A 17,326-nucleotide genomic window follows, 5' to 3' on the forward strand; every position below is an offset into this window, starting at 1 on the left:
ATGAAAAAGTTATTTATATATTTAATGTTTATGGGGATGTTTGTTTATCAGACATCCCATGCACAGTCTCCTCTTTTTTCTCAATACAATACCTCTAATTTGTATACCAACCCAGCTACGGTAGGTATGACGGGAAGTCCCTTTGTAGGGAAAATGGGGGTTAGAGACCAATGGAGTAACCTTGATGGTGGATACCAAACACAATATGCAAGCTTTGAAATGAATACCTTACAAAAATTGAATGTAGGTTTTCTCGCTTCCAATGATATTGCAGGACACAATGGATTAAATACCATCAACTTATCTGGAGTGATCGGTTATGTTATACCGTTGAATAAGCCAAAACGTATGTACCATGGTAACTTATCTAAAACCTGGTATTTACAACCGGCCTTACAGCTTGGTATTATTAATAAAGCAATCCGTTCACAATACAAAAATATTGATGATATCAATAATGGAACACCTACTCAGAACCTCAACGGGCTTTCAGATTGGTTTCCTGAATTAGGGTTTGGCTTATTAGTGACCAATAAAGAAACATGGTTTGGAGTGGCTGCCCATCACCTGTTCCAAACAGGAGAAGAAGTCGATGATATCAATAATGTTCTTTTACCGCCAGATGTTAGATATACCGTTCATGGTGGAATCTTAAAAGAGTTAAGCAGCAATGATGTTAGTGTAGGTGGTAGTTTTATTTTGAGGGTTCAAGCAGGAATCTATCAGAGTGATTTTACCGTAAATGCCTCTAAAACGATGTTGTATAAAAACAACCAAATTACCATTGGTGGCTCTTTGGGCTATAGAACATTTATCGATTCACAACAAGAATCAAATAGAGATGCTATTATAATCGGAACCTCTGTACGTTTCAATAATTTTGAGTTCGGTTATTCTTATGATTATACCATTTCCAATCTTACTCAAAATACAATGGGTACGAATGAGTATTCGATTGTTATTTACCCATCTTGGGATAAAAAGAAAAAATGGGAGGATAAATACAAGAAACGAAACCATGTCTCTTGTCCTAGTGTAGCTGATCCAAGAAACTACCGTTAATATTGATATCACTTTTCAAGCTCTTCCATATTTTGGAAGAGCTTTTTTATAAAACATATCTACAATACGTTCTTCTCTATTATTTTCATAGTGAAACATAAAACATAAACCCAATCACATGGATAATAAAAAGATTCTATACATCGATTTAGACGGTGTAACTGTGGATTACCAACCCTCAGAAAATAAAACAAAAGAGGGCTTCTTTTTGGAAATGTCTCCTATTGAAAATGCCCTTACTAGTATTAGAAAGCTAGCCTCACATTACAATGTTTATTTTCTATCTACTGCCCCTTGGTCAAATCCCAATGCATGGAAAGAAAAACGATTATGGATAGAAAAGTATTTTGGAGATGATTTCAAGAAAAGGTTAATTCTAAGTCATAACAAGCACCTTAACAAAGGAGATTATTTAATTGATGACCGACCTCATGCCAATGGTGCTGATCAGTTTGAAGGTGAATTGATACATTTTGGAAGCGAACAATTTAAAGATTGGCAAGCTGTTCTTAACTATCTTCTTTAAGAAACTTAGACATTGCTATCATTTAGCTTTACCTATCATCCCCTTCATTTTTATTGAATTGAACTAGATATTAAATAGACAATCACAAAATGTACCCTCAATCCTATCTATGAGCATATTAATTTCAAAAAATTATGTCATTGAATATGAATTGAACTAATGAAACATTTACTACTTGTCTTTATTTTTTTCCAAGTCTTCTCGCTCTTTGGTCAAAATAAATCTGTTGATTTTTCTTTTTATAATACTAATCTTCCCTTAGAGGAAAGAGTCGATATCTTAGTGTCGCAAATGAGTAATAAAGAAAAAATCGAGCAGATGATGAATGCTGCTCCGGCAATTTCTCGACTCCAAGTTCCTGCATATAATTGGTGGAATGAAGCCTTACATGGTGTAGCGAGAAACGGCAAAGCCACAATTTTCCCTCAAAATATTGCTCTCGCAGCTACCTTTGATACTACACTTGCAAGAAAAGTAGCGGAAGCTATATCAGATGAAGCTATCGCTAAGTATATGGTCGCACAACAAAAGGGCAATCAAGGGAAATATGCGGGTATTACCTTCTGGTCGCCTAATGTCAATATTTTTAGAGACCCCCGATGGGGACGAGGACAAGAAACTTTTGGAGAGGACCCTTTACTCACTAGCGAAATGGGGGTAGCATTTGTCCAAGGTTTACAGGGAAATCATCCCACCTATTTAAAGACAGCAGCATGTGCCAAACATTTTGCTGTTCATTCAGGGCCCGAAGCTTTACGACATACATTTGATGTTACTCCATCACCGAAAGATTTAAATGAAACTTATCTACCTGCATTTAAACAATTAGTTATTGAAGGAAAAGTCGAAGGGGTAATGGGAGCATACAATGCTGTCAATGGAGTTCCAGCTACCGCAAGTACCTACCTTCTGGATGATATTCTAAAAAAACAATGGAATTTTGATGGCTACATCACTTCTGATTGTGGAGCTTTGTACAACATCTCTCAAAGGATGCATTATAAAGAAACATACGAAGAAGGTGCCGCTGCCGCATTACTTGCTGGAACTAATTTAAATTGTGGTACAAATTATCATTACCTAGAAAAGGCATTAGAAGAAGGATACATCACTGAAGAATTATTACACCAAAGAGTGGCTCAACTTTTCAAAACCAGATTTAGACTTGGTCTTTTTGACGGTCAAGCACTGAATCCTTATTGGAATATTAGCCCTTCAACCATTCACTCAGAAACACATGTTCAACTTTCAAAGAAAGTTGCGGAAAGCTCCATTGTTCTTCTAAAAAATAAAGACAACATCTTGCCTTTATCTAAAGACTTGCAAACCCCATATGTTACAGGCCCGTTTGCTAATTCTTCGGATATGCTGATGGGAAGTTATTATGGTATTAGTCCAAATATGATAACAATTTTAGAAGGAATAGCCAATGCACTACCTTTAGGAACTTCCCTTAACTATAGAAGTGGTGTTTTGCCCTTTCATGACAATATAAATTCAAAAAATTGGGCTCCATTTGTTGCAGGAGAATCTGATGTTACAATTTGTGTAGTAGGGATTTCTGCGGATATGGAAGGCGAAGAAGTGGATGCTATAGCGTCTCAGAATACAGGTGATAGAGTTTCATTATCTCTACCCAAAAATCAAGTACAGTATATCTCTGAACTCAAAAAGCACAGTAAAGGCCCTATTGTATTGATTGTTGCCAGCGGCAGTCCTGTTACTCTAGAAAATGTTGAAGAGCATTGCGATGCTATTTTACAAATCTGGTATCCTGGTGAACAAGGAGGAAATGCAGTCGCTGACATTCTATTTGGAGATGTCGTTCCTTCGGGTCATTTGCCCATTACATTCCCAAAAAATATTGATCAGTTGCCCGCTTTTGATGACTACAGTATGGAAGGTAGAACATACAAATTCATGGAACATGAACCTCAATATCCTTTTGGGTTTGGGTTAAGCTATACCTCTTTTCAATACCAGCGTATCACACAATCAACAAAGAAGTTGAAAAGAGGAGAAACACTACGCCTTTCTATTGATATAAAAAACACAGGTGAATTAGATGCTGAAGACGTTATTCAAGTCTATCTGATTCCTCCTAAAGTTACACCCCAAACTCCAAAATATATTTTAAAGGCTTTTACTAAAAAACATATACCAAGCGGTGAAATTAAAAGAATACAGTTCGACCTTCACTCTGATGATTTTCTTCTATATAATAATGATGGAAAGCAAGAATGGTATAAGGGAAGCTATCGTATTGCTATTGGTAATGCTTTGCCAAGTCAGAGAAGTTTAGAATTGGGTGCTGCAACTCCAGTTGTAACTGAAATAATATTGCAGTAGTTTTTGTGAATGATGAACTCTTCAATAAGATGTTGAAGTGGCTATTTTTTGTTTTGGTTTAAATAAAATAAGGCTTAGGTGTTTATCCTAAGCCTTATTTTAATTTCTCCTATTTAAAGTCAAGTATATTGTAAGAGTTATTCAAGTCAAATATATTGAACTTACTAAGTGTAGCATCTATTTCTAGTAATTTTTCTGCTTTTAGATCTTGCCAAACTTCGAAGTGAAATTCAGATAATAGTTTCTTCACTTCTTTTTCATATTCAATATTTTCTTTCTTTTTTATTTGATCAAACCTTGCTCCATTTGTTTCATTTAGAGTGATATTCGTGATATGATTTCTCATTCTCTCTTTCTCCAATAAGATCCACATTTCTTTCTTTTTCTGTTCCAGTAAGAATCTCTTATCGAAATAATTCACTTCTTGTACAGCTAAAATATCAATAATCCCTTCTAGGTAATTATTATCCTCACTAGATAAATAAATAGTGGATGATTGATTTCTTACTTTTAAGCTTCTCACCTCTCTTAATGAGTTGAAAGAAGCTATTTCTTTCGAACCCTTCTTTAAAGAAACATCAATATTTCCTTCTTGCCATGGAATAGTTTTCACATTCAAACCTTCTACAAGATCTCTAACAGGTGTACCGTTAATGACTAGTTTTGCAGGTACATTAGAATAGGTTACAATCTCAATAGAATCCTTAGAATATTGAGGACTACCCACTTTAAGTCTTACTTTATATTCTAATAAAGACTTATCTTCTGTCATCCTATTCTTAAAGGCTACAAAAATAACAGGATCTATTTCTTCATTTTTCCAAAGTTTAATTAAAGTATTAGTCATCGGACTTAGACCAAAACCATGATTAAAATCTTGTCTAAATTGCGATCCTTCAATAAACATATTCCATGAGTTTAAAAATACAAGAGAGGATTTATATTTTTTGGCTTGTTCAAATCCTAATCTTATTCCTTTTGTTAAACCCAAGTCATCATGCTCTCTGTAAAATTCGTCTGGACCCATTTGCTTTTTCTCTGCAAAAGATCTAGGTATCCTCTTTTTAGTTGCTCGATCTACATAATAACTAGAAACATGATCATGGAAAATGGTATGAACAAAAGGAGCATTCACTGATTTTAATCTATTACTGTATTGTTTCACAAGTTTATCATTTCTCATGTAAAATGCCTCCATTCTAGCTGAATAGAACTTATTACTTGCTTGTAAGATTTCTTCTTTTCTTCCTGGCCAAATACTAGTATAGATAAAGTTATAATCTCCTTGAGTTACTGCACTGATTTGATCAATTCTATCAAATAAGATACTCATATCAAGGTCCTTATCTGCAACATTAATTAGCTGTTTCTTCTCTTCCTTTGTGATCAAGCTCTTTACTTTTGTAAGAACTATCATCTTCTTCCCATCTTCAACATGCCAATGTTTAGAATTCGCAAATTTTACGTTAGAATATTTCTTTAGAATATTGGAAGCGTCAGCGATGGCTTCATCAATAGGTATATTAGGTTCAAACTTTATACACAGATTAAAATAGAAAGGATAATTTTTTTCCTTTGCAACATTGAAATATGCTTCTATAATTTGATCAAAGCGGTCATATAGTCTTTTCTCTTTTGTAGTTGTATAAATAAATGAAAAGCCATCTATGCCCATTGCCATAGCACTTTGCATTTCAAAATCAACAGCATCATTTAATGACATTTGTGTTGCCAAATCTGCAACAACAGGATAGAACATTTGATCGTTGTCCATCCAATTTCTATTCTTATCATATAAATAATTTTTTGCATTTAACCTTGGTAAAACACCCTTATCAGGAGTATTGACAAATAGGATATTATTAAATGCGAAAACTTTTTTATTACCTTCTGCAAAAACATTGAAAGTAACTAGCAATAACTGGATAATCAATAATACAGATTTCATGAGCTTCATTTATGTGGTTGACGTTAGTTTTGAATTTTGAAGAAATATATAGTAGTGCTCACTTCTTGGGGAAAGCCCCAAAAAGTGAGCATTATTTTATTTAGTTAAAGACAACTCTTTTTGTCAAAGTATATTCTTTAGACAGAATTCTTAATACATATACACCAGTTTTTAATTGTAGTGTACATTCTTGATCTACATTATCAATTGTATAAACTTTTCTACCTGATAAGTCATACACTTCAACATTGTAGTTAGATAACCCTACCTTCACCGTCATAAGATCTGTTGATGGGTTAGGGAAAGCATTGAATTGAATCTGGCTTGGATCTAATGAAGAAATTACATTTTCAGCTAACGTAGTGAAGAATACAGCTTCTGATTCTTCAGATGTTTCTCCATTTTCATTTCTAGAAAATACAGTTACACTATATTCTCTATCGTTATCTAGGCCTGTTAATTCAATTGATGATTCTTCTGTCTCGAACCATTCACCTTGTAAGCTAACTACAAAAGTTAGTCCTTTAGTATCTGCTACAGTCCAACTTACTTTTGCCGTTGAAGCAGTAATTTCAGTTACTTCAATGTCAGTAGGTAAAAGTGGCTCTTTTAAACCATCTGTTTGTTGTGTGATAGTGATCACTTCTGACTTGTTATCTACATAATCTACTGCTTGAACTGTCATTGTATATGTAGTCAATTCTGAAAGCCCAGTAAATGTATACTCATTTTCTAATACACTAATCGGCTCTTCGTCATTAATACTTACAAGGTAGTGTGACACAGCAACATCATCTGTAGAAATGTCCCACTCAAGTGTAATTGATTTTGTAGATACTGAAGTTACAGTAACGTTAGCAGGATCAGTAGGAGCTTGTGAATCATTTTCTAAATCACTTACATTGATTGATCCATCTAATTGATAAGCTCCACAATCAATTCTTCCTTCTTGACTTAAACGAAGGTTGTCTAATTGATCGGCCATATACTGACTATTTTCATCTTTTGTGTAGAATTCTACTTTTGCAAAACCTACAGGCAAAGCGTCTTCAGCAAAACCAACTACACCTCTATCATCAATATCATATAACGTTAATGATGGAACATTTGATAAAGTTGATCCTACAATAGTACCATACTGCGTTCTACCGTCACCAGTAAACATTGCATTGTTGTTAGACTCTACAACTGAACCTAAAATTGAAGAATTTATTTCAGCAACTACTCCAACTTTAAATGAAATATCTGACATCAACTCATTTCCAGAATTGTAGAAACTCATATTGTTATAAATAATTGAGTTGTTCACTAATACCTCATACTCCAGGTTAACACTTCTAATACCAGCGGCATTACCTGTATTATTTAATGTATAGTTTTTAGTCAGAGTACTGTTTTCTACAGTCAACTTACCTACATCTTTACCAGCAATGAAAATTGCACCACCTGCATTTGTCGTAACATTGTTGTAAAGGGTAGAGTTCTGAATAAATACCTTATTATTATTAGTAACACCTTCAATAATGATACCTCCACCATGGCTAACAGATACATTGTCTTTAATCAAAGTCTGATAGATATTCACATTACAATCACCAGCTCCTGAATTAATTAGGATTGCACCACCATTAGGTGAGAAATCTCCATCAACTACCGTTTCATTACCTACGAAAGTTGATCCTATAATATTTACAGTACCCGATTGAATTGCTAATGCACCACCACCTTTGGTTGTTGTATTATTACTGAATGTACAATTATTAATTTCAACCTCTCCAGTAGAATTGATTAAAATTGCACCACCTAATTGACCGACAGCACCACCGTCTCCAGGTATCATACTGTTACCATTCACAAATGTGATGTTTTCTAACTTAAGAGAAGCGCCATCATTTTTATCTGTATAACCAAAGAACTTCGTTGAGTTAGAAGCATCTAGCGTCGCATTATTCTGCCCAATAACTTCCAATCGTTTTACGAAAGCAAAATAAGAATTATGATTCACCGTACCATCAATAATAATTCTGTCTCCATCAACAGCTAAATTATAGGCAGTTACTAAATCGGCTACAGCATTTTCTAATGTTAAACCATCGTTATCATTACTACCAGTACTACTTACATAGATATCTTTTTGATCGCCTTCCTCTCCTGTTTGCTCTTCTAATGTTGTGAACATCACTTCATCACTGCTTTCTGAAAGTTCGTTGGCAGCATTTAAAGAAACCACAGTAAGTGTATATTCTGTATTTGGTGATAAACCATCGATTGTCACTGAATTATTGTCAGCATCATATGTATCATCTCCAATCAAAACTCTGAAAGATAAACCTTCGACAGCTGGATCATCCCAAGTAACTACTGCTGAATTTTGTGTGATAGTACTTACTACTACATTCGTAGGAACAACCGGTATTGGTAAATCATCAGGTACTTGCTCTGTTTCTCCAGAAACTTCTTCTGCAGAAGATGTATTACCCGCATAATCATGAGCAATCACTTTCACTGTATAACCTGTTTCTGCAGTCAGATCTTCAAAAGTATATGAAGTAGATGAACCATCTGCAAATATTGGTGTGCCATCATTCAACATCAATTCATAGAATGCAATATCAAGGTTATCCGTTGCTGCTTCCCATGAAGCCGTTAAAGATGTTACATTACTTTCTGAAATCGAAAGATTAGCAACTGCTGAAGGAGCCTCACTGTCATTTAATACAGTAGCTAAATCGTATTTACCATCTAACTGATAAGCTCCACAGTCGATACGACCATTTTTTACTGCTCTTACAAAACCTAATTGATCCACTAAAAGATTATGGTCATCTGCTTTCGTAGCCAAATCACTCTTAGCAAAACCTACAGGTAATGCATCCGCAGCAAATGTAACAACACCATCATCGTTAATATCATTAATAACCAATGTTGGTTCATCTGTAAGTGTAGAACCTGATAGTTTACCAAATAATACATTGTCATCAGCAGTAAACGTACCATAAGCATCACCTTCAAGAACAGATGAAATAATTGATGAGTTTACACTTACATTTGGATTAGGCTTCAAAGATATATCTGAATAGATTTCTTCTGCTTTTCCAACACTACTCAAATTGTGAGCTAAGATTGAGTTATTGATCTGAAGTGTAACCACTCCACTTACTACTCTAATACCAGCGCCGTTACCAGAATTATTTGTTGTTTCATTTTTTGTCAATGTAACATTTTCTAAAACTAGAGATCCTGGAACATTATTACCAATAAATATCGCACCACCAGCGTTAACTGTTGAGTTTTCTGATATTGTTGAGTTCTTTATATAAACATTGTTATTATTTGCTGTTCCTTCCATAGTAATAGCACCACCATGGTTTGTAGAACTATTCCCTTTGAAATACGATTCATAAACATTTAAGAAAACTTCATTTGCACCTGAATTAACCAAAATTGCTCCTGCATTTGAACCAACAAGTTCACCCTCAGAGTTCTCTTGTAAATCCGCTTTGTTATTTATAAATGATGTTCCATAAATATTTACCACACCATTTTGGATAATAAGTGTTCCGGCTGGTTTTGCTGATGTGTTATTTTCAAATGAGCAATTCACCAATTTCAATTCACCCACACTACTCATCTGAATGGCTCCACCTACTTCAGCTACACCATTATTATCACCATTCGCATTGATGAATCGAACATTTTCTATTACTAATGAAGTTCCCTCAGTAACATCTGAATATGTTAAGATCTTTGTCGTATTACCTGCATCAATTGTTGCATTGTTTTGACCAACAATTTCTAATTCATGAACGATAGCAGCTACTTGCGTTTGACTCACTGTACCGTCAATGATAATTTTATCCTTAGGATTCGATAGTTCAACTGCTTTATTTAAAGTTGCTAATGCTGTTTCTAATGAAAGACCATCTTGTCCATCATCACCACTAGTACTTACATAAAGTGTTTTTTCTTCTTGAGCTACCTCCTCTAATGTTTTAAATGATACAAGTTCAGTTTCAGATGATTTCTCATCATTTTCGTTTTTAGAAAGAACAGACACTTCATAATCCGTATTGGCAGTAAGACCTTCCAAAGTGTATGTAAGCTCTGTAGTCTCAAATATGTCATCACCAACTTTTACTTCAAATGATAAACCTTCAACTGCAGGATCATCCCAAGTCACTGTTGCCTCCGTTTGAGAAATGTCTGATACCATTACATTTGTTGGAAGAACTGGAGTAGGGAAAGAAACTGGAGCTTCTGCTGTAGTCGTTGTATTACTTACTACATTTGACATATTTCCAGCGATATCTACTGCAATTACTTTCACCTCATAGGCAGTTTCCGCTTCTAATTCTTCGAACTTATATGTTAAACCAAATACTGAGATCTGATCTTCTTCACCTAACTGAACTTTGTAATAATCAACATCTGTGTTATCTGTTGATGCATCCCATGTTACCACAAATGAACTATATTCAACTTCGCTGAATACAATATTCGTAACATCTGAAGGAACTACATTATCATTTAATGCATCCTCAACATTTACTTTTGCATCTACTTGGTAGGCACCAACATCGATTTTACCTTCTTTTACTTTTCTTACATTATCCAACTGATCTACTAAGAAAGTACCATTTGCTGGAGCAGCTGATAAGTAAGATGCAGAACCAAAGTTTGCAGCAATTGCATCACTTGCAAAAGCAACAACATTGTCATCATTGATTGCCTCTAATGTTAACTCAGGAACATCACTTGCAGTTGATCCGCTTACTGTTCCGTTTACATATTCCACACCACTAAGTGTGTTCGAAGATACCAATGCTCCAATGATACTGTGATTGACTGTGAAGTTTGTATAATCGTTTGTAGAAACATCTGACATTACTTGTGTACCCTGACCAAAGTTAGACCAGTTACCATAAATAATAGAGTTATTGATTGTTACTACTGCATCCTCATTAATTGAGCGGATACCACCACAGTTTCCTCCGTTAGCTAGAGTGCTATTATTCGTTATGGTCACGTTGGTAAGATCTAATGTACCTACACCTGTATTTCCTAAGAAAATAACACCGCCTGCAGTAGCCGTTTGGTTACCATATATTGTTGAGTTCTGAATAGAGATATCAAATCTGTTACCACTGGCATTCGTTTCAACATTGATCACACCACCATGCTTTAAAGAAGTATTTTCTCTAAATACACTTTGGTCGATATTTAATTTTACTGATTTTGCTGTTGAAGAAACATGAAGCACACTACCACTTGCAGTTGATCCTTCTGCAGAAGAAATAGTATTGTTTTTGAATACTGATTTGATGATATCAAGTTCACCATTTTGGAAAGCAATTACACCGCCATTTAATGAAGTTGTATTTCCTTCAAAAGTACATCCAGAAATCTTTACTTTACCTGGTGAGTTTAACAACATAGCACCACCCACTTGAGCATTACCACCATTGTATTTACCGTTACCACCTTTGAAAGTAATGTTTTCCAAATTTAAATAACTATCCTCTTCCGATTTATCGAAGTTGAAGAACTTCAATGCATCTTGAGCATCTAAAGTTGCGTTATTAACACCTCTGATAGTAATGTTCTTTTTAATTCCGATTGATGTATCATAAACGATTGTACCATCAACTTCGATTACATCACCATCTTCAGCTTTATTGTAAGCACTTAATATAGTAGCTACTGGTGCCTCTGGTGAAAGACCATCATTGCCTGCATCATCTCCTGCTTTTACATAAATCGTTTTTGGAACATACGATGATGTTGTAAACGTTAACGTAGTACTTGCTTCTGAGGTCTCATCATTTTCATTTTTTGACTTTACTGTAATTGAGTATTCAGTAGCAGGTGTTAGACCTTCTAATGTATAAGTAAGTTCAGAAGTTTCGTATTCGTTAGTACCTTCGATAACTACATAAGTTAATCCTGAAGGCTCTGTAGATTGCCATGAAACTACTGCAGAAACAGAAGTAACATTTGCTACTGCAAGGTCTGTTGGAATAACAGGAGTAATCATTCCTGCAGTTGTTTGTTTTGCTTCAACTACATTTGATTTATTACCATTAAAGTCCACAGCAGTTACCTTTACAGTATATTCAGTACTCAATGTTAGGTCACTGAAAGATGTCGATAACTCTGTTGTTGAGATTGGTGCTTCATCGTTCAATTGCACTTCATAATGACCGAACAATACCGCATCAGTTGCTGCCGTCCAAGAAACATCAAAACTAGTTTCTGTAACAGTTGAGAAAGCAATATTACTTGGATCTGTTGGTGGAGTATTATCCGTTAACACTTCATCTACAGTAATAGAACCATCTAACTGATAGGCACCTGCATCAATTTTATTATTTTCAACTTTTCTGACTTTGCCTAATTGATCCTCTAACAATGAGTGTTCATCACTTCCTGATAATAACGTTGCATCTGCAAAATCTACAGGTAATGCATCATCAGCAAAAGTAAATACACCATTTACAGCATCATATGTTAAAGTAAGAACAGGAATATTATCATTTGTAGCCGATTCTACTGTACCATAAATAGATGAATCATCTATTGAAGTATTCACATTGTCAGTATCTTCGATAATGGCCAAATCATTTTTAATGATCGCTCCAAATATAGAAGACTTAATAGTGATTTTAGCAGCATCATTCATTGATAAATCAGAGATTACTTCTCCATTAGCAAATGACTTGTTACCATATATAATACTGTTCTCTATAAGGTATGTTGATGTTGTACTATTCAACATTAAACCACCAGAATTTCCAGAATTCCCATCTGTTTTATTATCAGAGATTGTTACATTCTCAAGCTCGATGGTTGCTGCACCTGTACTAATATCGTTTAATACACCTCCAGACTTTGTACAAGAGTTATTATAAAAAGTACTATTAATTACTTTAAAGCTTTTTGCATTAGTGTCTGTAGCATGGTCTTTAAAAAGTAGATTAAATACTCCACCATGATTTCCTACAACATTATTTGTAAATAAGCATTCAGATAAAGTAATATCAACAGGTAGATCTGATTCTGCATAAATAACACCACCATTAGAGCTTGCTAAAGTATTGTTATTAAATACACAAGACTCAAAAACAACAGTACCTTGTTGAATTGAAAATACACCACCATGTTTTGTAGATGTATGTCCTTCAAATACACAATCTTTAAAAGTTAAGATACCTGTAGTTTTTACCAAGAATCCACCACCTTGTTGATAACCAGTACCAAAATATCCGTTACCATTTTTGAATGTGATGTTCTCCACTGTTAAGTAAGTACCATCACCTGTATGGGTATAATTAAAGATCTTATTGTTAATAGTACCATCTGCTAATTTTGCATCAATAATAGCATTGTTTTGCCCTTTGATGTTTAATCTCTTAGAGACCCCAAAAGCACTTGGATGATAAATAACACCAGCAGTACCATCAACGATAATTACATCATCATGAGATGTTAATGAAAATGCGGCATTTAAATCTGCGACTGCATTTTCTAGCGAAGTTCCATCATTACCATTATCTCCCCCTGCAGAAACATAAATGTCTTTAGCAAAGGTGAGATGAGCAAAAAGTATGAAGAAATAAAAGAGTTGTATTTTTTTGTTCATTGTTGTTTACTAATAAAGTAAAGTTATGTAATCATTTCATTTTGTAATAAATACTCTACAAGTAAAAAATTAGAGTATTAATAATAATCTGTTGATACTAGATCAACCGCTAGAGAATAGATGTTTTTTCATTTCAACTTAATCAATAAGTAAGAATTCAAAATTGATATCATGAAGTACGTAGATATCGATAACAGTATTCTAATGGTGAATTAATTAAGTATTAATTAGTGCGTAAATAATTGAATATCATTACTTTAAATGAATATTATTAATCAATTATTTGACTTTAATCTATTTCCTATTATTTGTTAATTTCATGTTTTTTTGTGTTGTTTATACTAATAGAGTCAGAATTACTTCGACTCCATAATTAATGGTTTCTTAATCTATTATTATCATCCGTTAGAATCTTAAAAGAGGTCTGATTTTCAGTTGTTTCAAGGATCTAATATGATGCATTGCTCTTCTATATGTTAGACCTTTACAAGGTCATATTCTAAACATAAGACCTTAAAGTACTTTCTTAGTTTAGGTTGGTATCTATATGTGTTTCTGTAACATCTTTTACTGGTTCTTCTTACTCGTATAGTTTCCTAATTAGATCTCATACCGTAAGATTACAAGAGATATAAAGTTATATGAAAAGACTAGAACTCAATGATAACAAAATAGCAATTCAGTTAAGGGTCTTTTAAGCCTTTCCCAACTACTCATCCAGTTATTCTACCTATTTAAAAAGAAGTAGTATCTAGATTTTAGTTATTTATTTTTTCTTGAATTAGTAGAATTTGGAATGGTGAGTTTTAGCTATTTCTAATGAAAGAGTAAGTTCCAAAAATGAAGATTACTGTGCTGTAAAAACAGCAGAAGTGGGCTTCTTAAACTCCCACTTCTGCTCTCTTATAGAAGATGATCCTCTTCAAATAAATCAACATTTAATGATCTACTATTTCATTAATTCATATGTTAGATCTGATTCGAAGTAAGGTCAGATTTAAGAAATTCATTGTAGTCTAAATCAAACTTCTCATTGTATAAAAGAGAATATTCTTGTTCAAACTTTTCGAATGTATCTTTTGCCATACTATGCATACCTTGAGAGGTATATATCTGACATTTAATATGAATTGCTTCTTCATTTAATGCATCATACTTCAAGATTAAGTCACTTATTTTTAGCTTATCTTTTACCGTTAATGATAACGTCTCACTAGTTAAATAGTTATATAATTTTTCAATGATCCCATTTGTTATTTGGGCCATCATCTCTTCAATCCATGAATAGTCTGTTCCGTAAAGTAACTTACCATTTTTCAGGATTTTTGTTATTTCTTTAAGGTTTTCAATCGATTGATCTTTTTCCAACAACACCTTTAGTTCAAAGAGTGGAAACGTTACAGTTTGGTCAAATTCTAAGTTCCAGAAATCTCCAGTTTTTACCAACTTGATATTACCAATCAGTTTAAATAACTGTTTTAACTTAGCGATATTTACACTTCTATTATTTCTTGCTTTTTTCAAAGGCATGTCATTCCAGAATACATCCGTCATTTGTTCGACAGTTACTCCCCTTCCATTATGGAATTGTGACAAACTTATCAATAAGAAAATTTGCTTTATTAATGGTGTAAACTTATTTGAAATATCTTTACCGTTCTGATCTATAATTCGGAAACCACCAAAGAAGTTTATTACAGATGTCATCTTATTATCCTCCATAAAGTCTTCTGCCTCAACTTCTTCTAATTCTTCGGTAACTGCAGGAATACTTTCTTGAATTACTTTTTCTTCTGGTTTCTTAACTTCTTGTGGTTTGTCTTGAACAGGAACTTCATTTGTTTTTGTATTTCTACTAACGAAAATCTTAATTAGAATAAACGAAATCACTAGTGTAAAAGCTCCTATTAAGTAATATATCCAATCTATATGATCATTTTCTGCTGTTACAACCTCTTTCTCAATAATGTTTGAATACGTGTTTCCTGTAACATCTAAAGCAAATAAATTAAGCTCTGTTTTCTTTCCTTTACGGTTTAGAATAATAGCATAAAGTCTTTGGTACTCCTTGTCATATTTTAATTGAACCGTTGTTTGAGTATCATTGAATTCGAATGGAATTGTATTCGCAATTGTTTTTACACTCAAAGATTCAATATCAAAGAGTTTTAACTTTAAAATATTTTTATGCACATGATTATCGTAAGTCAGTGCTAAAAATTGCTGCTTAAGCGTATCTACAATAATATTTCTTGAAACTATATACGATTCATCTGTTGTTTCCCAAGTCGCAATCTTTTTTGTGGTTCTAGTGTTTTCATCGAAATCGAAAAGATCATAATTGTTTTGAGGATGAGCAATTTGCTTTCCAGAAATACTACCATAACCTCCAAAAATATATTGGTGCCCTGAAGTGGCTTGACCAATACCAGAAAAATATCTAGGTGAGATGATATCTCCTTTAAAATTTATCTCTTTATAAGCAGACTCATTTAAGTCCACTTTAGAAAGTATTCCAGAATATTCATAGTTCCCATACCCTCCAAATATATATAATTCTGAATTCTTTTTATTCACCCAACTCATATGCTGGATGGTACTCTTCTTATGTGGAAAATGAATATTAGCCTTAACCAATTGTTTACTCTTAAGATTGAATTTGAAAAATTCATCTTTAAAAAGATTATAAAGAATTACTTCATCTTTTTGGCTTTCGACTACTCTTATGTTGGGATCGTTAAAAAATGGATAGTTCCCTGTTAAAATATATTCTGCCTTTTCTTGATACATTCCCTTTCTGTAGAGTGTATCGTTATTCATAAAATAGTAATCTGAATTCTCTTCATCAAAGTAAAATAAAGACCCATCAATTCTTCTTGATCCTATTTTCTCCCATTTTGATTGTACCTCATGTAACCAAATACCATTGTTGACAATCCCATTATACGCTTCTCCTTGATTACAATTTACTACAGTCCCTGCTTTTTCATTTAACGGCCACTGTAATTGTAAATCATCCAGTTGAATTTCGATGTTTCTCAATGTAACGGGTGCTACATCATGTACCTTAAAATATGGGTTATTATTTGCCCCAAAGTAATATTTTAAGTTTGTAAATTTTTGTATTTCAGGTAAGGTCAAAGTCTTACTCTGATCACCGATTGATAAGGTTAATTGATTGTTAGTAATGTCTACCTCCAAAACCAATGTAGTCCATTCATTTAAAGCACTTTCTTGGTCTTCAAAGTTAAATTGAATGGGAGTAATATCGTGATCATATATTAAACTAAAGTTATAGTTATCAGGATTATTATAGTTATAAACTATATCAATATTTCTATGGCTACTATCTATCATTCTCAAGATATAGCCAAAATAATGTTTTCTTGTTTTATTAAACAGAATATCAGTAGTTAACACCATTCGTTCTTCAGCATTAACTTTAGCTCCTTCAAGAAGAATTAACGATGTACGACTTTCCAAGTCATGATCATGACTTTTAAATTTTATCCCACCTTTGTATTGTGCAAATAAATTAAAAGTAACAAGTAATATTGAAATTGTAGTTATTAAAAAGTACTTCATCACTGGCAAAAAGTATAAAGCGAAGGTTTATTAATCGATGTCTAGCTCAAAAATATATAGTAAAAATATACAGTTCTCTATTAAAAGAATAGTAAAAAAATCATTTATCAAATTAACAGTAAAGCAATCTATTCTGTGTTTTTGATTATTTTAACTTACTAAAATCAAACATCTTATACAAAATTATTACCTATTATGATAACAATAAAGGTAAATG

General features: G+C 33.3%; 6 protein-coding genes. 3 read left to right on the forward strand and 3 right to left on the reverse strand.

The features are described 5' to 3' along the window. The 3 genes from QL232_RS16415 to QL232_RS16425 all read left to right on the forward strand — a co-directional run bounded on the left by QL232_RS16415 (position 1) and on the right by QL232_RS16425 (position 3,937). The gene (locus tag QL232_RS16415) at positions 1 to 1,062 is read left to right on the forward strand and encodes a PorP/SprF family type IX secretion system membrane protein (RefSeq protein WP_281614944.1); all 1,062 of its coding nucleotides are present in this window, start codon (positions 1 to 3) and stop codon (positions 1,060 to 1,062) included. Between the two features lie 118 nt (positions 1,063 to 1,180). Next, positions 1,181 to 1,588 (forward strand): hypothetical protein, encoded by a 408-nt coding sequence (locus QL232_RS16420; protein WP_281614945.1) that lies wholly within the window; start codon positions 1,181 to 1,183, stop codon positions 1,586 to 1,588. 159 nt (positions 1,589 to 1,747) lie between these two features. Then, the gene (locus QL232_RS16425) at positions 1,748 to 3,937 is read left to right on the forward strand and encodes a glycoside hydrolase family 3 N-terminal domain-containing protein (protein ID WP_281614946.1); all 2,190 of its coding nucleotides are present in this window, start codon (positions 1,748 to 1,750) and stop codon (positions 3,935 to 3,937) included. A gap of 109 nt (positions 3,938 to 4,046) precedes the next feature. On the opposite strand, the gene QL232_RS16430 is transcribed toward QL232_RS16425, so the two are convergent. The 3 genes from QL232_RS16430 to QL232_RS16440 all read right to left on the reverse strand — a co-directional run bounded on the left by QL232_RS16430 (position 4,047) and on the right by QL232_RS16440 (position 17,109). Further along, positions 4,047 to 5,885 (reverse strand): hypothetical protein, encoded by a 1,839-nt coding sequence (locus tag QL232_RS16430; RefSeq protein ID WP_281614947.1) that lies wholly within the window; start codon positions 5,883 to 5,885, stop codon positions 4,047 to 4,049. A 100-nt stretch (positions 5,886 to 5,985) separates the two neighbouring features. Further along, a complete protein-coding gene (locus QL232_RS16435) occupies positions 5,986 to 13,524 on the reverse strand; it encodes a fibronectin type III domain-containing protein (RefSeq protein WP_281614948.1) in 7,539 nt (2,512 codons plus the stop codon). Positions 13,525 to 14,493: 969 nt separating this feature from the next. Next, positions 14,494 to 17,109, reverse strand: coding sequence for a hypothetical protein (locus QL232_RS16440; RefSeq protein ID WP_281614949.1), 2,616 nt, complete (start codon positions 17,107 to 17,109; stop codon positions 14,494 to 14,496). Positions 17,110 to 17,326: the final 217 nt, after the last annotated feature.

It is taken from the genome of Flammeovirga sp. SubArs3 (assembly GCF_947387565.1).
GTDB classification, from domain to species: domain Bacteria; phylum Bacteroidota; class Bacteroidia; order Cytophagales; family Flammeovirgaceae; genus Flammeovirga; species Flammeovirga agarivorans.